The sequence below is a fragment of the Streptomyces sp. 5-10 genome, from assembly GCF_014712245.1.
Taxonomy (GTDB): Bacteria; Actinomycetota; Actinomycetes; order Streptomycetales; family Streptomycetaceae; genus Streptomyces; species Streptomyces violaceusniger.
The window spans coordinates 35,250-54,831 of record NZ_JACVYG010000048.1; the positions used below are offsets into that span (position 1 = coordinate 35,250).

A 19,582-nucleotide genomic window follows, 5' to 3' on the forward strand; every position below is an offset into this window, starting at 1 on the left:
CCGTCACGCTCACCCCACACAGGAGAACCCATGAGCTCCGAGGCAGTCACCACCGTCTACCAGGTGACCGGCATGACCTGCGGCCACTGCGAAGGCGCCGTCGCCGAGGAGATCGGCGCCCTCGACGGCGTCAGCTCCGTCAAGGCCGTGGCGTCCACCGGACAGGTCACCGTGGTCTCGGCCGCCCCGCTGGACGACGAGAGCGTCCGCGCCGCCGTGGACGAGGCGGGCTACGAGCTCGCCGGCCGGGCCTGAGCGAGCCCCCACCAAACCCCCGCCGGACCGTGCCGCCCTGCTCATACAGTCGCCGCACGGCCCGGCCCTCCTCCCAGGAGACCAGACATGACCAGCACGGCACCCCCCGCCGGGTCCGCCGCCGACACCACGGCGACGGCCGGCGGGCCCTCGCAGGTCGAGCTCGCCATCGGCGGGATGACCTGTGCGTCCTGCGCCGCCCGCGTCGAGAAGAAGCTCAACCGGCTCGACGGCGTCACCGCCACGGTGAACTTCGCCACCGAGAAGGCCAAGGTGTCCTACGGCGCGGGGATCGAGGTCGCCGACCTGATCGCCACCGTCGTCAAAACCGGGTACACCGCCGAGGAACCGCGCCCCGCCGTGCCCGAGCCCCGCGCCCCCGAGGGCGCCGGCGCGCCGGAGGCCGACCCACGCGGCGAGGCCGCACCGGACTCCCTGCGCCACCGCATGCTCGTCTCCCTCGCGCTGTCCCTGCCCGTCGTGGTGCTGGCGATGGTGCCGTCCCTCCAGTTCGACAACTGGCAGTGGCTCTCGCTCACCCTCGCCGCGCCGGTCGTCGTCTGGGGCGGCGCGCCCTTCCACAAGGCCGCCTGGACGAACGCCCGGCACGGCGCGGCCACCATGGACACCCTCGTCTCGATCGGCACCCTGGCGGCCCTCGGCTGGTCCGTGTGGGCGCTGTTCTTCGGCCACGCGGGCATGCCCGGTATGCGGCACGGCTTCGACCTCACCGTCTCCCGCACCGACGGATCGTCCTCGATCTATCTGGAGGCGGCGGCCGGGGTGACCGCGCTGATCCTCCTCGGCCGCTACCTGGAGGCGAGGTCCAAGCGGCGGGCGGGCGCGGCGCTGCGCGCGCTGCTGGAGCTCGGCGCCAAGGACGTGGCGGTGCTGCGCGGAGGACGAGAGGTACGGATCCCCGTCGGCGAGCTGGCCGTCGGTGACCGCTTCGTGGTGCGCCCCGGCGAGAAGATCGCCACCGACGGCACGGTGATCGAGGGCTCCTCCGCCGTGGACGCCTCGATGCTGACCGGCGAGTCGGTGCCGGTGGACGTGGGGGTCGGCGACACGGTGGCGGGCGCGACCGTCAACGCGTCGGGCCGGATCGTGGTCGAGGCCACCCGGGTCGGCACGGACACCCAGCTGTCCCGCATGGCCAAGCTGGTCGAGGACGCGCAGAACGGCAAGGCCGAGGTGCAGCGGCTCGCCGACCGGGTCTCGGGGATCTTCGTGCCGATCGTGCTGCTGATCGCCGTCGGCACCCTGCTGGGCTGGCTGTTCACCACGGGCGACGCGGCCGCCGCCTTCACCGCGGCCGTCGCCGTCCTGATCATCGCCTGCCCCTGCGCCCTGGGCCTGGCCACCCCGACCGCGCTCATGGTCGGCACCGGCCGCGGCGCCCAGCTGGGCATCCTGATCAAGGGGCCCGAGGTGCTGGAGTCCACGCGCCGGGTGGACACCGTCGTCCTGGACAAGACCGGCACGGTGACGGCCGGGCAGATGCGGCTGCGCGGGGCCGTCACGGCGCCCGGAGTGGACGAGCGGGAGCTGCTGCGGCTCGCGGGCGCCCTGGAGCACGCCTCCGAGCACCCGATCGCGCGGGCCATCGCGGACGGCGCGGCCGAGCGGATCGGCGACCTCCCGGCGCCCGCGGACTTCCGCTCCGAGCCCGGCCTCGGCGTCCAGGGCACGGTGGACTGCCACGCGGTACTGGTCGGCCGCGAGAAGCTGCTCGGCGCCCGGGCCATCGAGCTGCCCGAGGACCTCGCGGCCGCCAAGGCGGCGGCCGAGTCCGAGGGGCAGACGGCGGTCGCGGTGGCCTGGGACGGCGAGGCGCGCGGCGTCCTCCTGGTGGCCGACGCCGTCAAGGAGACCAGCGCCGAGGCGGTCGCCCAGCTGCGGGCGCTCGGCCTCACCCCGATCCTGCTGACAGGCGACAACCGGCTGGTCGCCGAGGCGGTGGCCCGCGACGTCGGCATCGACGACGTCATCGCCGAGGTGCTGCCGCAGGACAAGGTAGACGTGGTGAAGCGGCTGCGGGACGAGGGCCGTACGGTCGCCATGGTGGGCGACGGGGTCAACGACGCGGCCGCCCTCGCCACCGCCGACCTCGGGCTCGCGATGGGCACGGGCACGGACGCGGCCATCGAGTCCGGGGATCTGACCCTGGTCCGGGGCGATCTGCGGGTGGCGGCGGACGCGATCCGGCTGGCGCGCCGAACCCTCGGCACCATCAAGGGCAACCTCTTCTGGGCCTTCGGCTACAACGTCGCCGCGCTGCCGCTCGCGGCGGCCGGGCTGCTGAACCCGATGATCGCGGGAGCCGCGATGGCGTTCTCGTCCGTGTTCGTGGTGACGAACAGTCTGCGACTGCGGACCTTCACGCCGTCCACATAGATTCACCAAGTCCCCATAAGCCGCACAACACCCATACGGCGGAGCCTCGATCTTCAAATCGAGGCTCTTGCCCTTCTATGGCCCTTATGGCAAGAGACGCAGATCACAGACAACCCAACGTAACCATCTAGGGGGGTCGCGAGTCTAATGGGACGGTGGGGATACGTCTTGGGGGACGGATCCTGCTACGCGTAGCCGGGACGACGTACTCGGGGAGCTTTGAGCGGCCCTCCCGTAGGTACGCGTCCCGGCAGATCGCGTCACCAAACGGCCCGCAAGGGCCCGTGGACGCCCGGCCGGATCCCGTGGGGGGAATCCGCTCCGGGGCAAGGGAAGCGCCCCGCTCCGACCCGTGGGGGGATCGACAGCGGGGCGCTTCTGGCACCCGGTCCCCTTTTTTTGGGCTCGGTTCTCCCCCAGCTACCGCTGGGAGGTGCCCCCGCCGGGGCGCAAAAGTCGCTGTCGACGGTCGACCGTGCTCGGGCCCTGCGCGCGCTCTCCCTTACGACAGCGACGCGCCCCTTCGGCTCGCCCCCAGCTACCGCTGGGAGGTACCCCCAGCCGGAAGACCCCGGAGCCCGGAGACGCGAACGTGCCCGCCCGTTCCAGAGGGGTACCCGGCCGGGGACCAAGCACCCCAATACGCAAAGTGCCCCCGGCCCTAGCGGGACACGGGGGCACCGGAGAAGCGAGGGTCAGCGCTCTTCGACCGGGACGAAGTCGCGCTCCACCACACCCGTGTAGATCTGGCGGGGGCGGCCGATGCGGGAGCCCGGTTCCTTGATCATCTCGTGCCACTGGGCGATCCAGCCCGGCAGCCGGCCGAGCGCGAACAGCACGGTGAACATCTCCGTGGGGAAGCCCATCGCCCGGTAGATCAGACCGGTGTAGAAGTCCACGTTCGGGTAGAGCTTGCGCTCCACGAAGTAGTCGTCCGCGAGCGCGTGCTCCTCCAGCTTGAGCGCGATGTCGAGCAGCTCGTCGGACTTGCCGAGCGCGGAGAGGACATCGTGCGCCGCCGACTTGATGATCTTCGCCCGGGGGTCGAAGTTCTTGTAGACGCGGTGCCCGAAGCCCATGAGCTTCACGCCGTCTTCCTTGTTCTTCACCTTGCGGATGAAGGTGTCGACGTCGCCGCCCGAAGCCTGGATGCCCTCGAGCATCTCCAGCACGGACTGGTTGGCGCCGCCGTGCAGGGGGCCCCACAGGGCGTTGATGCCCGCCGAGATGGAGGCGAACATATTGGCCTGCGAGGACCCGACCAGCCGGACCGTGGAGGTCGAACAGTTCTGCTCGTGGTCCGCGTGCAGAATCAGCAGCTTGTCGAGCGCCGAGACCACGATCGGGTCGAGGTCGTACTCCTGCGCGGGGACCGAGAAGGTCATCCGGAGGAAGTTCTCGACATAGCCGAGGTCATTGCGCGGGTAGACAAAGGGGTGGCCGACCGACTTCTTGTACGCATAGGCGGCAATGGTCGGCAGCTTGGCCAGCAGCCGGATCGTCGAGAGGTTGCGCTGCTTCTCGTCGAAGGGGTTGTGGCTGTCCTGGTAGAAGGTCGACAGCGCGCTGACCACGGAGGACAGCATCGCCATCGGGTGGGCGTCACGCGGGAAGCCGTCGTAGAACCGCTTGACGTCCTCGTGCAGCAGCGTGTGGCGGGTGATGTCCTCACGGAAGGCCGCCAGTTCATCGACGGTCGGCAGCTCCCCGTTGATCAGCAGGAAGGCGGTCTCCAGGAAGGAGGCGCGCTCCGCCAGCTGCTCGATGGGGTAGCCGCGGTAGCGCAGGATGCCCTGCTCACCGTCCAGATAGGTGATCGCGGATTTGTACGCGGCGGTGTTGCCGTAACCGGAGTCCAGGGTCACCAGACCGGTCTGGGCGCGCAGCTTGCCGATATCGAAGCCCTTGTCGCCGACGGTGCTGTCGACCACCGGGTAGGTGTACTCGCCGTCCCCGTACCGCAGTACTACAGAGTTGTCGCTCACGTCATCCCTCACCGACGTCTGGTTCTCTTCTTCGAGGTGCCCTGACTCCCCCCACCTTCCCCTACTCGGGTAGCGAACGTGCACTCGGGGTCGGCCGAAGAGCCTTTTGGCGGCACTCAGTGCCGCCTTCACGGCCATCCTGCCCCGTTCGTCATCGTTCGGAAACCCATCTGACACGCTCGACTGTCACATCGCCGCCGAGTCGGTGATCCAGCGCGGTGCAGCGCCTGCCCGCCGAGACCGTGCGCACCGCCTGCCCCAGCGCACGGCGCGAGCCCACCAGCACCACGAGGCGCTTGGCACGGGTCACGGCCGTGTACAGGAGGTTGCGCTGCAGCATCATCCAGGCCCCGGTGGTCACCGGGATCACGACGGCCGGGTACTCACTGCCCTGTGACCGGTGGATGGTCACCGCATAGGCATGAGCCAGCTCGTCCAGCTCGTCGAAGTCGTACGGTACCTCCTCGTCCTCGTCCGTCCGCACGGTCAGCCGCTGCTCATCGGTGTCGAGTGAGGTGACGACGCCAACCGTGCCGTTGAAGACCCCGTTGGCCCCTTTCTCATAATTGTTACGGATCTGGGTCACCTTGTCGCCGACCCGGAAGACCCGGCCTCCGAAGCGGCGCTCGGGGAGGTCCGGGCGGGCCGGGGTGATGGCCTGCTGAAGCAGTCCGTTGAGCGTGCCGGCGCCCGCCGGGCCGCGGTGCATCGGGGCCAGAACCTGCACGTCACGGCGGGGGTCGAGGCCGAACTTCGCGGGGATGCGGCGGGCCGCGACATCGACCGTGAGCCGCCCGGCCTCCTCGGTGTCGTCCTCGACGAAGAGGAAGAAATCCGACAGGCCCTGGGTGACCGGCGGCACCCCCTCGTTGATCCGGTGGGCGTTGGTGACCACCCCGGACTGCTGGGCCTGGCGGAAGATCCGGGTCAGCCGCACCGCCGGGACGGGGCTGCCGGGGGCCAGCAGATCGCGCAGCACCTCCCCGGCGCCCACGCTGGGCAACTGGTCCACATCGCCGACGAAGAGCAGATGGGCACCGGGCGGGACCGCCTTGACCAGCTTGTTGGCCAGCAGCAGATCGAGCATGGACGCCTCGTCGACCACCACCAGGTCCGCGTCGAGCGGGCGGTCCCTGTCGTACGCCGCGTCCCCGCCGGGCTTGAGCTCCAGCAGGCGGTGGACGGTGGACGCCTCGGCGCCGGTCAGCTCGGACAGCCGCTTGGCGGCCCGGCCGGTGGGCGCCGCGAGCACCACCTTGGCCTTCTTGGCGCGGGCCAGCTCCACCACGGACCGCACGGTGAAGGACTTGCCGCAACCCGGCCCGCCGGTGAGCACCGCGACCTTCTCGGTCAGCGCGAGCCGCACCGCCTGGCTCTGCTCGGGGGCGAGGTCGGCCCCGGTGCGGCCGGCCAGCCAGCCCAGCGCCTTGTCCCAGTCCACGCCCCGGAAGGCGGGCAGCCGGTCCTCCTCGGTGCGCAGCAGCCGCAGCACCTGGCCCGCGAGGGAGATCTCGGCGCGGTGGAAGGGCACCAGATAGACGGCGGAGACCGGCTCGCCGTCCTCCGGGCCCGGGACCGGCTCGCGCACCACGCCCTCGTCCTCGGCCGCGAGCTCGCCCAGGCAGTCGATGACCAGGCCGGTGTCCACCTGGAGCAACTTAACCGCGTCCGCGATGAGTTTCTCCTCGGGGAGATAGCAGTGGCCCTGGTCGGCGGACTGCGACAGCGCGTACTGCAGACCGGCCTTCACCCGGTCGGGGCTGTCATGGGGGATGCCGACCGACTGGGCGATCTTGTCGGCGGTGAGGAAGCCGATGCCCCAGACGTCGGCCGCCAGCCGGTACGGCTCGTTCTTCACGACCGAAATCGACGCATCCCCGTACTTCTTGTAGATCCGCACCGCGATGGAGGTGGAGACGCCGACCCCCTGGAGGAAGACCATCACCTCCTTGATGGCCTTCTGCTCCTCCCAGGCGGCGGCGATCATCTTGGTGCGCTTGGGGCCGAGGCCGGGGACCTCGACCAGCCGCTTGGGCTCCTGTTCGATGACGTCGAGGGTGTCGATGCCGAAGTGCTCGGTGATCCGGTCGGCGATCCGGGGGCCGATGCCCTTGATCAGCCCGGAGCCGAGATAGCGCCGGATGCCCTGGACGGTGGCGGGGAGGACGGTCTGGTAGTTCTCGACCGTGAACTGTTTGCCATATTGCGGATGGGAACCCCAGCGGCCCTCCATCCGCAGCGACTCGCCCGGCTGGGCGCCCAGCAGCGCGCCGACGACGGTGAGCAGATCGCCGGAGCCACGGCCGGTGTCGACCCGCGCGACCGTGTAGCCGTTCTCCTCATTGGCATAGGTGATCCGCTCCAGGACCCCTTCCAGCACCGCGAGTTTGAGCATGCCTCGACCGTACCGCCGGGAGCCGACAGGCGGTTCGGGCCTGTGGACAACGCCCGTGGGAACGCCCATGAGCACGCCTGTGGAACGCCCGTGAGCACGCCCACGAGCACGCCCGCGGAAACGCCCGCGGAAACGCCCGCGGAAACGCCCGCGGGGAAGAACGCGCGCGTGTGGCCCGTGGCGGAATATCACGATCCGGTTTCACCAGGGGCCGACCCCTTGCCTCCATCCATGTAATCGATTCCAATCTCATGTAATCGATTCCACAAGGAGGTGGACGATGCCGGCCATCAAGGATGTGGCGCGGCGTGCCGGGGTCTCCGTGGCGACGGTCTCACGGGTGCTCAATGACCACCCCTCCGTCCGCGCGGACACCCGCGAACGGGTGCTCGCCGCGGTCGCCGACCTCGGCTATCGCCCCAACGCGGTGGCCCGCTCGCTGCGCACCGACCAGACCCGGACCCTGGGGCTGGTCATCAGCGATGTGCTGAATCCCTTCTTCACCGAACTGGCCCGCTCGGTCGAGGACGCCGCCCGCGAGCTGGACTACAGCGTGGTCATCGGCAACGCCGACGAGCGGCCCGACCTCCAGGACCACCATGTGCGCACCCTGATGGACCGCCGCATAGACGGACTGCTGGTCAGCCCCACCGACGGCGGCTCCCCGATGATGCTGGCCGCCGCCCGCGCCGGGACCCCCATGGTCTTCGTCGACCGCTGGATCGAGGACGAGGGCCTGGACCGGGTGCCGGTGATCCGCACCGACGGGCGGGGAGCCATCCGCGCTCTGGTGGCCCATCTGTGCGCCCTGGGCCACCGCCGGGTCGCGATCATCGCGGGCCCCGCGGCCACCACGACCGGACGCGAGCGGGTGGACGCCTTCCGCTCCGCGCTGCGCGAGTTCGGCCTGGAGCTGCACGAGGACCACATCGGCCAGGGGGACTTCCAGGCCGACAGCGGCCGCCGGGTGACCGCCCGCTTCCTCGATCTGCCGCACCCCCCGGACGCCGTCTTCGCCGCGGACAACCTGATGGCGCTCGGCGCGATGGACGAGATCCGCGCGCGGGGCCTGCGGGTGCCGGACGACGTGGCGCTCGCCGCGTTCGACGACATCCCCTGGTTCGTCCACACCGATCCGCCGATCACCGCCATCGCCCAGCCGACCGGGGCGCTCGGCCGTGCCGCCGTGACGGCGCTGATCGATCTCGTCGAGGGGCGGCCCGCCGAGTCGGTGACCCTGTCCGCCCGTCTGGTCACCCGCCGCTCGTGCGGCGAGCCCGAAGGGAGCAAGCCATGAGTTCCGATCCCGAGCCGTCCTCCCCCCGTGCCGCCGAGGCGGCTCCCTCGGCGGCGCCGAACGCGGCCACCGGCTCTCATGGTCCGGCGCCGGAGGGCGCGTCCACGGGTGGCGCCGGGGCGGAGCTGCTGCGCCTGGAGGGGGTCCGTAAGACCTTCCCCGGGGTGGTGGCGCTGGACGGGGTGGACTTCGATCTGCGCCGGGGCGAAGTGCATGTCCTCCTGGGCGAGAACGGCGCGGGCAAGTCCACGCTGATCAAGATGGTCTCGGGCGCCCACCGCCCCGACGGCGGGCGGATCCTGGTCGACGGCGAGCCGGTGCGGATCACCAGCGCGCAGGACGCCGAGCGGCTCGGGATCGCCACCATCTACCAGGAGTTCAACCTCGTCCCGGACCTGACCGTGGCCGAGAACATCTTCCTGGGCCGCCAGCCGCGCCGCTTCGGCATGATCGACCGCAAGGCCATGGACGCGCGGGCCGCCGAGCTGCTGGCCCGGGTCGGGGTGGACGTCTCGCCCCGGACCCGCGTCCGCGACCTCGGCATCGCCCGGCTGCAGATGGTGGAGATCGCCAAGGCGCTGAGCCTGGAGGCCCGCGTCCTGATCATGGACGAGCCGACCGCCGTGCTCACCACCGAGGAGGTCGACAAGCTCTTCCGGATCGTGCGCAGGCTGCGCGCGGACGGGGTGGGCGTCGTCTTCATCACCCACCACCTGGAGGAGATCGCCGCCCTGGGCGACCGGGTCACCGTGTTGCGCGACGGCCGCAGCGTCACCCAGGTCCCGGCGAGCACCGACCAGGACGAGCTGGTGCGGCTGATGGTGGGCCGCTCCATCGAGCAGCAGTACCCGCGCGAGCGCGGGGACGCCGGTGAGCCCCTGCTGAAGGTCCGGGGGCTCACCCGGAACGGCAGCTTCCAGGACATCGGCTTCGAGGTGCGGGCCGGGGAGGTGGTGGGCCTGGCCGGGCTGGTCGGCGCGGGCCGTACGGAGGTCGTCCGGGCGCTGTTCGGCGCCGACCCGTACGACTCCGGCTCCGTCGAGGTGCTCGGCCGCCCGCTGCCCGGCCATGACGTGGTGGCCGCCATGCGGGCCGGGATCGGCCTCGTCCCCGAGGACCGCAAGGGCCAGGGCCTGGTCCTGGACGGCTCCGTGCAGGAGAACCTGGGCCTGGTCACCCTGCGCGCCGCCACCCGCGCCGGGCTGGTGGACCGGGCCGCCCAGCGGCGCTCGGCGGCCGGTGTCGCCGAGCGGCTGGCCGTCCGGATGGCCGGTCTCGACCAGCGGGTGCGCACCCTCTCCGGCGGCAACCAGCAGAAGGTCGTCATCGGCAAGTGGCTGCTCGCCGACAGCAAGGTGCTCATCCTCGACGAGCCGACCCGCGGGATCGACGTGGGCGCCAAGGTCGAGATCTACCGGCTCATCAACGAACTCACCGCGTCCGGCCACGCCGTGCTGATGATCTCCAGCGATCTGCCCGAGGTGCTGGGGATGAGCGACCGGGTGCTGGTCATGGCCCAGGGCCGGATCGCGGGCGAGCTGACCGCGCACGACGCGACCCAGGACGCCGTGATGGCCCTGGCAGTGAAGGACGTCAAGGACGCCGACGAAGAGGTCGGCGGCAAGGAAAAGGAGGGCTCCCGTGGCCACTGACACGATTGACGCCACGAAGGACCCCGGGGGCTCGGCGGCGCTGCGCCGCCTGCTGCTCGACAACGGCGCCCTGAGCGCCCTGGTGCTGCTGGTGGCCGCCATGGCGCTGCTGTCCGGCGACTTCCTCACCACCGACAATCTCCTCAACGTCGGCGTCCAGGCGGCGGTCACCGCGATCCTCGCCTTCGGCGTCACCTTCGTCATCGTCTCCGCGGGCATCGACCTCTCGGTCGGCTCGGTGGCCGCGCTGTCCGCCACCGTGCTCGCGTGGTCCGCGACCTCACAGGGGCTGCCGGTCTGGTTCGCGGCGCTCCTGGCGCTCACCACCGGTGTCGCCTGCGGCCTGGTCAGCGGGGCGCTGGTCGCCTTCGGGAAGCTGCCGCCGTTCATCGCCACGCTCGCGATGCTGTCGATCGGCCGCGGCCTGGCCCTGGTGATCTCCCAGGGCAGCCCGATAGCCGTCCCCGACTCGGTGTCGGGCCTCGGCGACACGCTCGGCGGCTGGCTGCCCGTCCCGGTGATCGTGATGGTCGTGATGGGCCTGATCACCGCGGGGGTGCTGGGCCGTACGTACCCCGGCCGGGCGATGTACGCGATCGGCGGCAACGAGGAGGCGGCCCGGCTCTCCGGTATCCGGGTGACCCGCCAGAAGCTGGTCATCTACGCGCTCTCCGGCGGTTTCGCGGCCGTCGCGGGCATCGTGCTCGCCTCCCGGCTGTCCTCCGCGCAGCCCCAGGCGGCGGTCGGCTACGAGCTCGACGCGATCGCCGCGGTGGTCATCGGCGGCGCCAGCCTGTCCGGTGGCGTCGGTAAGGCGTCCGGCACGCTCATCGGCGCGCTGATCCTCGCGGTGCTGCGCAACGGGCTCAACCTGCTGGAGGTGTCCGCCTTCTGGCAGCAGGTCGTCATCGGTGTCGTCATCGCGCTCGCGGTGCTGCTGGACACGGTGCGCCGGCGCGCCGGGGCCGGGCCGGGCGCGCCCGGGGCCGCGGCGGGCGGGCCGTCCGGTGGCGGCCGTAAGAAGGCCGTCAACGCGGGCAAGTTCGCGCTGGCCGCCGTGGTCGTCGCCGCCATCGCCTTCGGCGCCTCCGTCTGGCGCTCCGGCTCCTCCGGGGGCGCGTCCACCAAGGTCGGTCTGTCGGTCTCCACCCTGAACAACCCCTTCTTCGTGCAGCTGAAGGCGGGCGCCCAGGAGGAGGCCAAGCGCGCCGGTGTCAGCCTTACGGTCACCGACGCCCAGAACGACGCCTCCCAGCAGGCCAATCAGATCCAGAACTTCACCAGCCAGAACATGAAGTCGATCATCATCAATCCGGTCGACTCCGATGCCGCGGGCCCGTCCGTCCGGGCCGCCGACAAGGCGGGCATCCCGGTGCTCGCCGCCGACCGCGGCGTCAACAAGGCGAAGATCGCGACCCTGGTGGCCTCCGACAACATCACGGGGGGCAAGCTGGCCGCGAAGACGCTCGCCGAGCGGCTCGGAAAGAAGGGCACGATCCTGGTGCTGCAGGGCACCCCCGGCACCTCGGCCTCGCGTGAGCGCGGTAAGGGCTTCGCGGAGGGCCTGAAGGCGTACCCGGACATCAAGGTCGTCGGCAAGCAGACCGCCGACTTCGACCGGGCCAAGGGGCTCGATGTGACCACCAACCTGCTCCAGGGCCACCCCGGCATCGACGGGATCTTCGCCGAGAACGACGAGATGGCGCTCGGCGCGGTCAAGGCGCTCGGGTCCAAGGCGGGCAAGTCCGTCGCGGTCGTCGGCTTCGACGGCACCCCGGACGGGCTCAAGGCCGTCGAGAACGGCACCCTCGCCGCGACCGTCGCCCAGCAGCCGAAGGAGTTGGGCCGGATGGTGGTGGAGAACGCCGTCAAGGCCGCCAAGGGGCAGAAGATCGACGGCACGGTGAAGGTGCCGGTGAAGGTCGTCACCGCGAAGTGACAAACGAAAGGACGTGCGGATGCACGACTACGAACTGCTGGTCGTGGGGTCGGCCAACGCCGATCTGGTGATCGGAGTCGACCGCCGCCCCGGGCCCGGTGAGACGGTCCTCGGGTCCGACCTGGTGGTCCACCCGGGCGGCAAGGGCGCCAACCAGGCCGTCGCCGCCGCCCGGCTGGGGGCCCGGACGGCCCTGCTGGCCCGGGTCGGCGACGACGACTACGGCCAACTGCTGCTGGACTCGCAGCGGTCGGCCGGGGTCGACACGGTGGGCGTGCTGGTCGGCAGCGCGCCCACCGGGGTCGCGCTGATCACGGTGGACCCCTCGGGCGACAACAGCATCGTGGTCTCCCAGGGGGCCAACGCCCGGCTGACCCCCGGCGACGTCCAGGCCTCGCTACGCCTGCTGGCCGCGGCGCGGGTGGTCTCGGTGCAGCTGGAGATCCCCCTGGAGTCGGTCGCCGAGGTGGTCCGCACGGCGGCCGCGGGCTTCGGCGGCCGCCCCGGGCCGCGGGTGGTGCTCAACCCCTCGCCGGTCGCGCCGCTGCCCAACGATGTGCTGGCCGCCTGTGATCCGCTGGTGGTCAACGAGCACGAGGCGCGGTTCCTGCTGAGCGACGATCAGGTGGGGTCCTCCGACGACCCCGAGGAGTGGGCCGACGCCCTGCTCTCGCGCGGTCCGCGCTCGGTCGTGGTGACCCTGGGCGGCGAGGGCGCGCTGGCCGCCGACGGCGACCGTACGGTGCTGGTGCCCAGCCCCGCGGTGACCGCCGTGGACACCACGGGCGCGGGGGACGCCTTCACCGGCGCGCTCGCCTGGCGCCTCGGCGTCGGCGACGACCTGGTGACGGCGGTGCGGTTCGCGGTGCGCGTGGGCGCGGCCGCGGTGACCCGGGCCGGGGCGCAGGCGTCCTTTCCGAGCGCCGAGGAGGTGGCGGCGCTGTGAAGCGGTCCGGGATCCTCAACCGCCATCTGAGCGCGGGCATCGCCCTGTTGGGCCACACCGACACGGTGATGGTGTGCGACGCGGGCCTGCCGATACCGGACGGGCCGTTCGTGGTGGACCTCGCCTTCACGGCCGGGGTGCCGTCGTTCGAGCGGGTGCTCACCGGGCTGCTGGACGAGCTGGTGGTCGAAGGGGCCACGGCGGCGCGGGAGGTGCGCGACCACAACCCCGGGGCGACCGCCCTGCTCGACCGCCTCTTCCCGGCTCCCGCGCTGGATCTGGTCCCGCACGAGGAGCTGAAGACGCTGACGGCGGGGGCGCGGCTGGTGGTGCGTACGGGCGAGGCGCGGCCGTACGCGAACGTACTGCTGCGGTGCGGGGTGCCGTTCTGAGGGTGTGACGTTCTCACGGTGTGACGTTTCGAGGGGCCCGGCCGTGGTCCGGGCCCCTCGTTCTCCCCTCCCCGGGCTTCCTCTCGAATCCCCCCCCGGATCCCCCCCCGGAAGCCCGATGCCAGGTACGACCCGCCAAGGGCCGGAACGGTTGCACGGCGATCGGCGAAAGATTTTTCCGGGGCGCGACAACCTCGGGTGGGGCCGCACGTCTGGTGGGTTGAAGGCGGGTTCCGGAACGGGTCCTCGTGGTCCTCGGGTCCTCGTGGTCCTCGGGTCCTCGTAGTCCTCGTGGTCCTCGGATCCTCGGCGCACGCCTCGCCCTTCAGCGTTCGCTCAATCCTTATCTGGAGTCGTTCCGTATGCAGCACGTCCGCGCCAAGAAGCCGAACCGCCGTCTGCGCCCCTGGATCGTGGGGTCGGCCGCCGGAGTCGCCCTGATCGTGGGCGGGGGCATCGCCGCCCAGGCGGCCACCTCCGACCACTCCGGCCCGGCCAAGCCGGCCCCGTCGGCGACCTCGAAGCCGGAGCCGACCAAGCCTCCGACCACCAGCAAGCCGGAGCCCACGAAGCCGCCGACCACCAGCAGGCCCGAGCCGACCCTGCCGCCCACCAGCGTGCCCGAGCCCACGAAGCCGCCCACCAGCAAGCCGGAGCCGACCAAGCCTCCGGCCAGCACGCCCGCGCCCACCAAGCCCGCGCCCACGCTGCCGCCCACCACCGCGCCGGAGCCCACCAAGCCCGGCGCGACCCCGCCGCACACCAAGCCCAGCCGCTAGCCGTCGACCAGGGGTGGGGCGGGGCCGGATCCGGAGCCGGTCCCGCCGCACCGATGAGGTGAACGAGGACGATGCAGCTCACTCTTGTCCTGCCCTGGTGGGCCCGGCTGCCCTGGTGGGCCCGGCTGCTCCGCCGTGCCCGGACGACCGCCTCGACACCGCCGGTGGAGACACCGCGCGCCGGGCGGCGGCCGCGGGTGCTGCGGGCGGTGGGCGGCCGGGGCGGCGGGGAGCCCGGCCCGACCCTGGCCGACCTGTACCGGGCCCGGCGGCTGGACATGATCCGGCTGGCGGTCTTCCTGGTGGACGACCTGCACACCGCCGAGGATGTCGTCCAGGACGCCTTCGCCGCCGTCTGCCGCCGCCACGGCTCAAAGCTGGACAGCCTCCAGGACGCCCACGCCTATCTGCACACCGCCGTGGTCAACGCCGCCCGCTCGGTGCTGCGCCGACGGCGTACGGCACGCGCGTACACCCCGCCGTACCAGGGGCCGGGGGCGCCCGTGGACGAGCCGCTGCTGCTCGCCGAGGAACACCGGCAGGTCCTCGACGCGCTGGCGCGGCTCACCCCGCGCCAGCGCGAGGTGCTGGTGCTGCGCTACTGGTCGGAGCTGACCGAGGCCCAGATAGCCGAGGCGCTGGGCGTCTCCCGAGGCACCGTGAAGTCGACCGCGAGCCGTGCGCTCGTCACCCTGGAGAAGCTGCTGGAGGCGGCCCGATGAGCACTCCCTCCCCCACCGAGGAACGGCTGCGCGCCGCGCTCGACGCCCGTGCGCGGCTCATCGACGCCCACGATCTGTCCCCGTACCGGCCGCCCACCGGCCCGGCCTGGGGCGCGCGGCGGATCCGGCGGGTCGTGTCCGCCGTCGCGGTGACGGTGGCGGCAGCGGCGGCCGTCGCCTTCCTGCTGCTGTCCGGCTCCCCGGAGCGCCCTCGTCCGGCACCACCCGCACGGGACCCCCGCACCTCCCCTCCGGCCACCTCGGTCCCGTCCTCGAACACCGGCCCTCCGACCCGGCCGTCCCCCACCTCGCCACCCGCGACTCCGCCCCCGACCTCCACCGCCACCCAGCGCTGACCGGCCGCCCCGCACGCCCCCACCACCGGCCCCAGGACCATCCCTCCGACGCCCTGCCCCCGAACACCCCAGCCACAAGGCGCAGAGCAGCATGATCCGCCGCTACATCATCTGGCGAAACCGCCACTTCGATGACCAACGCCTACGAGACGTGGTCAACAGAGCGAGCGTTGTTCGACGCGGCTAGTTTGGTGAAATGGAATCCTGGCTGAAGAACCTGCTCACCCAGATCGACGAGGCAACTGCCAAACTGATCGCAACCGCCAACGGCCTCACCGACAAACAGGTCAGCGAACCGTCGTTGCTGCCCGGCTGGACCCGCGGCCATGTCCTCACCCACATTGCCCGCGCCGCCGAGGCTCACCGAAACCTGTTGAATGCAGCCCGCACTGGGACCGACATCCCCGCTTACACGAGCCAGGAAGCTCGCGACGCATCCATCGAGAACGGTGCGAGCCGACCGGTCGCCGAGCAAGTTGCTGACATCGAACGGACGGCGGCGGCATTTCGGGCGGCCGTCGACGCAACACCCGATGACGCGTGGACGACCAGTGTCACCATCCTGCACCTCGCTCCGTTCCCGGCCAGCCAAGTTGTCCTGCGCAAGCTTGTCGAGCTCGAGCTGCACCATGTTGACCTGAACGCCGGCTATCGGCCGACCGACTGGCCTGTCACCTTCAAGCCGCTGGAGTTGCCCGAACCCATGCGAAGCCAGGCCGCCGACCGTATATCCTGGTTGGCCACGAAGTACTCCGGTTGAACTCATGATGTCCGACTGTCTGATCGGGTCGTGATCCATCGACGAGGCACTGGCACCGACTACCAAACCGCCCTTATCGCTCACCGTCTGGAGAGCGGCCGAGGGCATCTTCGAAGGGACCCCTCCCGGCGGGAGGGGCCCTGGTGTTCTCGGGTCCAGTCGCTAAAGCACCAGCCTCCGGTACCGGTCGGCGACCTCTGCCAGGACCTCCGCGCCGTCCCGGGCCCACAGGTCCGGGTTGAAGATCTCCACCTCGATCGGGCCGGTGTAGCCCGTCGCGTCCACCTGCTCGCGGAACCAGCGGAAGTCCACCGAGCCGTCGCCGAGTTGGCCCCGGCCCAGCAGGACGCCTTCCGGGAGGGGCGTGACCCAGTCGGCGAGTTGGAAGGCAGCGATGCGGCCGTTCGCGCCCGCGCGGGCGATCTGGGTCGCCACGGTGTCGTCCCACCACAGGTGGTACGTGTCCACGACCACGCCCACCTGCTCCGCCGGGAAGCGCGTCGCAAGGTCGAGGGCCTGGGCGAGGGTGGAGACCACGCAGCGGTCGGACGCGTACATGGGGTGCAGGGGCTCGATGGCCAGGCGGACGCCGTGGTCGGCGGCGTACGGGGCGAGCTCGCCAAGGGCGTCGGCGATGCGCTCGCGGGCGGCGAAGAGGTCGCGGCTGCCGTCCGGGAGGCCGCCGGAGACCAGGACCAGGGTGTCGGTGCCCAGCGTGGCGGCCTCGTCGATGGCCCGGCGGTTGTCGGCCAGGGCCGTGGCGCGCGCCCCGGGCTCGGTCGCGGTGAAGAAGCCGCCCCGGCAGAGGCTGGTGACGGTCAGGCCCGCGTTCCGCACCAGCTCGGCCGCGGCCGCCACGCCGTACTTCTGGACCGGCTCGCGCCACAGGCCCACGCCCGTGACGCCCGCCTTGGCACAGCCCTCCGCCAGCTCGGGCAGCGACCACTGCTTGATCGTTTCCTGGTTGAGGCTCAGCCGGGACAACGCGCTCATCAGGCCACTCCGTACACGGACAGCAGGTGTTTCATACGCGATTCCGCCAGCGCCGGATCCGGGAACAGGCCCAGCCCGTCCGCCAGTTCGTACGCTCGCGCCAGATGCGGCAGCGAACGGGCCGACTGGAGGCCGCCGACCATCGTGAAGTGCGACTGGTGACCCGCCAGCCAGGCCAGCAGCACCACACCCGTCTTGTAGTAGCGGGTCGGGGTCTGGAAGAGGTGGCGGGAGAGTTCCACGGTGGGGTCCAGCAGGGCGCGGAAGGCCGCCACATCGCCGGTGTCGAGCCTGCGCACGGCCTCGGCCGCCAGCGGGCCCAGCGGGTCGAAGATGCCGAGCAGGGCGTGGCTGAAGCCCCGGTCGTCGCCCGCGATCAGCTCGGGGTAGTGGAAGTCGTCGCCCGTGTAGCAGCGCACCCCGTCCGGCAGCTTGCGCCGCAGGTCGATCTCGCGCTGGGCGTCCAGCAGCGAGACCTTGATGCCGTCGACCTTGTCGGGGTGGGCGGCGATGACGTCGAGGAAGGTACGGGTGGCGGCGTCCAGGTCGGTGCTGCCCCAGTAGCCCTCCAGGGCCGGGTCGAACATCGGGCCCAGCCAGTGCAGGATCACCGGCTCGGCGGACTGGCGCAGCAGATGGCCGTAGACCTCGAGGTAGTCCTCGGGGCCCTTGGCCACGGCGCACAGGGCGCGCGAGGCCATCAGGATGGCCTGGGCGCCGGACTCCTCGCAGACGGCCAGCTGCTCCTCGTACGCCGCCCGGACCTCGTCCGGGCCGTACGGATAGCCGATCTCGGTGGCGGACAGCTGGTCGGTGCCGACGCCGCAGGCGATCCGGCCGCCGACCGCCTTCGCCTCGGCCGCCGAGCGGCGGACCAGCTCGGCGGCGCCCGCCCAGTCCAGGCCCATGCCGCGCTGGGCGGTGTCCATGGCCTCGGCCACGCCCAGCCCGTGGGACCACAGGTGGCGGCGGAAGGCCAGGGTGGCGTCCCAGTCGACGGCCGCGGGGCTGTCGGGGCTGACGTCGGCGTACGGGTCGGCGACGACATGGGCGGCCGAGAAGACGACGCGGGAGGTCAGCGGGGCGCCCGTCGTCGGGGACAGCGGTTCGGTGCGGGGGGAGTACGCGCGCGACTCCCCCGGTCCGGCGGGCAGTCGAATCACTTGGCCTCCTTCGAGGATGCCCCCGCCTTCAGGCGGGGGAGGGATCGAACCCCGGCAAAGCAGGGCAAGGAACGGTAATTCGCCTTCAGGGCGAAATACCCCCACGCGATCGGGTAAGGTGCGTGTCGTGCGTTGCGAGAACCAAGCACGCACAACGCGCTGAGCGAGAACCAAGCCAGCGCAACCCAATGCTTTCGGGCAACCGGGCAGGTTCCGTCCCGGCTGGCGTTGAGGGAGTAAGACCTTTCAGGTCGCTGACCTGCGGGGCTTCCTGAGCCAGGAATCCCTCTGCTTCGACTGAGGGAGGGTTCAAAGGCTCGGCTCCGGTACGTCCGTCCAGGCGGTGGAGGGTTCAAAGGCTCAGCTCCGGTACGTCCAGACGGCGGCCCTCCGCCGACGACTTCAGGCCCAGCTCGGCGAGCTGGACGCCGCGCGCGCCGGCCAGCAGGTCCCAGCGCCAGGGCTCGTCGAGCGCGACATGGCGCAGGAAGAGCTCCCACTGCGCCTTGAAGCCGTTGTCGAACTCCTCGTTGTCCGGCACCTGCAGCCACTGGTCGCGGAACGCCTCGGTGGCGGGCAGATCGGGGTTCCAGACCGGCTTGGGGGTGGCCGAGCGGTGCTGGACGCGGCAGTTGCGCAGGCCCGCGACGGCCGAGCCCTCGGTGCCGTCGACCTGGAACTCCACCAGCTCGTCGCGGGCCACCCGGACCGCCCAGGAGGAGTTGATCTGGGCGATGACGCCGCCCTCGAGCTGGAAGACGCCGTAGGCCGAGTCGTCGGCGGTGGCCTCGTACGGCTTGCCGCGCTCGTCCCAGCGGGTCGGGATGTGGGTGGCGGCCTGGGCCTGGACGGTGCGCACGGGGCCGAACAGCTCGTGCAGCACGTACTCCCAGTGCGGGAACATGTCGGAGACGATGCCGCCGCCGTCCTCGGCGCGGTAGTTCCAGGAGGGCCGCTGGGCGGCCTGCCAGTCGCCCTCGAAGACCCAGTAGCCGAACTCACCGCGCACGGAAAGGATTCTGCCGAAGAAGCCGCCGTCGATGAGGCGCTTCAGCTTCAGCAGCCCGGGCAGGAAGATCTTGTCCTGGACGACCCCGTGCTTGACACCCGCCGCCTCGGCGAGCCGGGCCAGTTCCAGGGCGCCCTCCAGGCCGGTGGCGGTCGGCTTCTCGGTGTAGATGTGCTTGCCCGCCGCGATGGCCTTCCTTATGGCCTCCTCGCGGGCGGCGGTGACCTGCGCGTCGAAGTAGATGTCGACGCCGTCGTCCGCGAGCACGGCGTCCAGGTCGGTCGAGACGTCCGCGACCGGGTCGAGGCCGTGGTGCTCGGCGATCTCCTTGAGCGCGTGCTCCCGGCGGCCGACGAGCAGCGGCTCGGGCCACAGCACGGTGCCGTCGCCGAGGTCCAGGCCGCCCTGTTCGCGAAGGGCGAGGAGAGAGCGGACGAGGTGCTGGCGGTAGCCCATCCGACCGGTCACACCGTTCATGGCGATCCGCACTGTCTTGCGTGTCACGGGGTTCTTCTCCTCACCGCGAGTGATAGTAAGCGCTT

Annotated in this window: 16 protein-coding genes; 11 read left to right on the forward strand and 5 right to left on the reverse strand. The window is 71.4% G+C overall.

The window, feature by feature from the left end:
* Positions 1–30 precede the first annotated feature (30 nt).
* Positions 31–255, forward strand: a complete 225-nt coding sequence (locus IEJ02_RS37130; protein WP_137978025.1) for a heavy-metal-associated domain-containing protein — start codon at positions 31–33, stop codon at positions 253–255.
* Positions 256–342: 87 nt separating this feature from the next.
* Positions 343–2,652 carry a heavy metal translocating P-type ATPase gene (locus tag IEJ02_RS37135; protein ID WP_191068819.1) on the forward strand — a complete coding sequence of 770 codons (2,310 nt, stop codon included), beginning with the start codon at positions 343–345 and terminating at the stop codon, positions 2,650–2,652.
* A 695-nt stretch (positions 2,653–3,347) separates the two neighbouring features.
* Here IEJ02_RS37135 and IEJ02_RS37140 read toward each other — a convergent pair.
* Positions 3,348–4,637 (reverse strand): citrate synthase, encoded by a 1,290-nt coding sequence (locus IEJ02_RS37140; protein WP_137978027.1) that lies wholly within the window; start codon positions 4,635–4,637, stop codon positions 3,348–3,350.
* Between the two features lie 151 nt (positions 4,638–4,788).
* A complete protein-coding gene (gene recD2, locus IEJ02_RS37145; RefSeq protein WP_191068820.1) occupies positions 4,789–7,032 on the reverse strand; it encodes an SF1B family DNA helicase RecD2 in 2,244 nt (747 codons plus the stop codon).
* A gap of 280 nt (positions 7,033–7,312) precedes the next feature.
* On the opposite strand from recD2, the gene IEJ02_RS37150 reads away from it, so the two are divergent.
* The 9 genes from IEJ02_RS37150 to IEJ02_RS37190 all read left to right on the forward strand — a co-directional run bounded on the left by IEJ02_RS37150 (position 7,313) and on the right by IEJ02_RS37190 (position 15,875).
* Complete coding sequence (locus IEJ02_RS37150; protein WP_191068821.1) at positions 7,313–8,329, forward strand: LacI family DNA-binding transcriptional regulator; 1,017 nt, start codon at positions 7,313–7,315, stop codon at positions 8,327–8,329.
* Positions 8,326–9,981, forward strand: coding sequence for a sugar ABC transporter ATP-binding protein (locus tag IEJ02_RS37155; RefSeq protein ID WP_223865086.1), 1,656 nt, complete (start codon positions 8,326–8,328; stop codon positions 9,979–9,981). The genes IEJ02_RS37150 and IEJ02_RS37155 overlap by 4 nt, the downstream gene beginning before the upstream one ends.
* On the forward strand, positions 9,971–11,920 hold the full coding sequence (locus IEJ02_RS37160; protein ID WP_191068822.1) for an ABC transporter permease/substrate-binding protein: 1,950 nt from the start codon (positions 9,971–9,973) through the stop codon (positions 11,918–11,920). The genes IEJ02_RS37155 and IEJ02_RS37160 overlap by 11 nt, the downstream gene beginning before the upstream one ends.
* A gap of 19 nt (positions 11,921–11,939) precedes the next feature.
* Entirely contained in the window at positions 11,940–12,866 is a 927-nt protein-coding gene (gene rbsK / locus IEJ02_RS37165) for a ribokinase (protein ID WP_191068823.1), read from the forward strand.
* Positions 12,863–13,258, forward strand: a complete 396-nt coding sequence (gene rbsD / locus IEJ02_RS37170) for a D-ribose pyranase (protein WP_137978030.1) — start codon at positions 12,863–12,865, stop codon at positions 13,256–13,258. The genes rbsK and rbsD overlap by 4 nt, the downstream gene beginning before the upstream one ends.
* A 362-nt stretch (positions 13,259–13,620) precedes the next feature.
* The gene (locus tag IEJ02_RS37175; RefSeq protein ID WP_191068824.1) at positions 13,621–14,037 is read left to right on the forward strand and encodes a hypothetical protein; all 417 of its coding nucleotides are present in this window, start codon (positions 13,621–13,623) and stop codon (positions 14,035–14,037) included.
* Between the two features lie 71 nt (positions 14,038–14,108).
* A complete protein-coding gene (locus tag IEJ02_RS37180; RefSeq protein WP_191068825.1) occupies positions 14,109–14,759 on the forward strand; it encodes a sigma-70 family RNA polymerase sigma factor in 651 nt (216 codons plus the stop codon).
* Positions 14,756–15,115, forward strand: a complete 360-nt coding sequence (locus tag IEJ02_RS37185; protein WP_191068826.1) for a hypothetical protein — start codon at positions 14,756–14,758, stop codon at positions 15,113–15,115. Before IEJ02_RS37180 ends, IEJ02_RS37185 begins: the two co-directional genes overlap by 4 nt.
* Before the next feature lie 196 nt (positions 15,116–15,311).
* On the forward strand, positions 15,312–15,875 hold the full coding sequence (locus IEJ02_RS37190) for a maleylpyruvate isomerase N-terminal domain-containing protein (RefSeq protein WP_191068827.1): 564 nt from the start codon (positions 15,312–15,314) through the stop codon (positions 15,873–15,875).
* Between the two features lie 162 nt (positions 15,876–16,037).
* On the opposite strand, the gene IEJ02_RS37195 is transcribed toward IEJ02_RS37190, so the two are convergent.
* From IEJ02_RS37195 to IEJ02_RS37205, 3 genes are all read right to left on the reverse strand, one after another.
* On the reverse strand, positions 16,038–16,868 hold the full coding sequence (locus tag IEJ02_RS37195) for a sugar phosphate isomerase/epimerase family protein (RefSeq protein ID WP_191068828.1): 831 nt from the start codon (positions 16,866–16,868) through the stop codon (positions 16,038–16,040).
* Complete coding sequence (locus tag IEJ02_RS37200) at positions 16,868–18,031, reverse strand: dihydrodipicolinate synthase family protein (RefSeq protein WP_191068829.1); 1,164 nt, start codon at positions 18,029–18,031, stop codon at positions 16,868–16,870. The genes IEJ02_RS37195 and IEJ02_RS37200 overlap by 1 nt, the downstream gene beginning before the upstream one ends.
* A gap of 352 nt (positions 18,032–18,383) precedes the next feature.
* Positions 18,384–19,544 (reverse strand): Gfo/Idh/MocA family protein, encoded by a 1,161-nt coding sequence (locus IEJ02_RS37205; protein WP_191068830.1) that lies wholly within the window; start codon positions 19,542–19,544, stop codon positions 18,384–18,386.
* Positions 19,545–19,582 lie beyond the last annotated feature (38 nt).

Coding starts and splice junctions, on each gene's coding strand:
- IEJ02_RS37130 (WP_137978025.1), top strand. CDS start 31: ATGAGCTCCGAGGCAGTCACCACCGTCTACCAGGTGACCGGCATGACC.
- IEJ02_RS37135 (WP_191068819.1), top strand. CDS start 343: ATGACCAGCACGGCACCCCCCGCCGGGTCCGCCGCCGACACCACGGCG.
- recD2 (WP_191068820.1), bottom strand. CDS start 7,032: ATGCTCAAACTCGCGGTGCTGGAAGGGGTCCTGGAGCGGATCACCTAT.
- IEJ02_RS37150 (WP_191068821.1), top strand. CDS start 7,313: ATGCCGGCCATCAAGGATGTGGCGCGGCGTGCCGGGGTCTCCGTGGCG.
- IEJ02_RS37155 (WP_223865086.1), top strand. CDS start 8,326: ATGAGTTCCGATCCCGAGCCGTCCTCCCCCCGTGCCGCCGAGGCGGCT.
- rbsK (WP_191068823.1), top strand. CDS start 11,940: ATGCACGACTACGAACTGCTGGTCGTGGGGTCGGCCAACGCCGATCTG.
- IEJ02_RS37175 (WP_191068824.1), top strand. CDS start 13,621: ATGCAGCACGTCCGCGCCAAGAAGCCGAACCGCCGTCTGCGCCCCTGG.
- IEJ02_RS37180 (WP_191068825.1), top strand. CDS start 14,109: ATGCAGCTCACTCTTGTCCTGCCCTGGTGGGCCCGGCTGCCCTGGTGG.
- IEJ02_RS37185 (WP_191068826.1), top strand. CDS start 14,756: ATGAGCACTCCCTCCCCCACCGAGGAACGGCTGCGCGCCGCGCTCGAC.
- IEJ02_RS37190 (WP_191068827.1), top strand. CDS start 15,312: ATGGAATCCTGGCTGAAGAACCTGCTCACCCAGATCGACGAGGCAACT.
- IEJ02_RS37195 (WP_191068828.1), bottom strand. CDS start 16,868: ATGAGCGCGTTGTCCCGGCTGAGCCTCAACCAGGAAACGATCAAGCAG.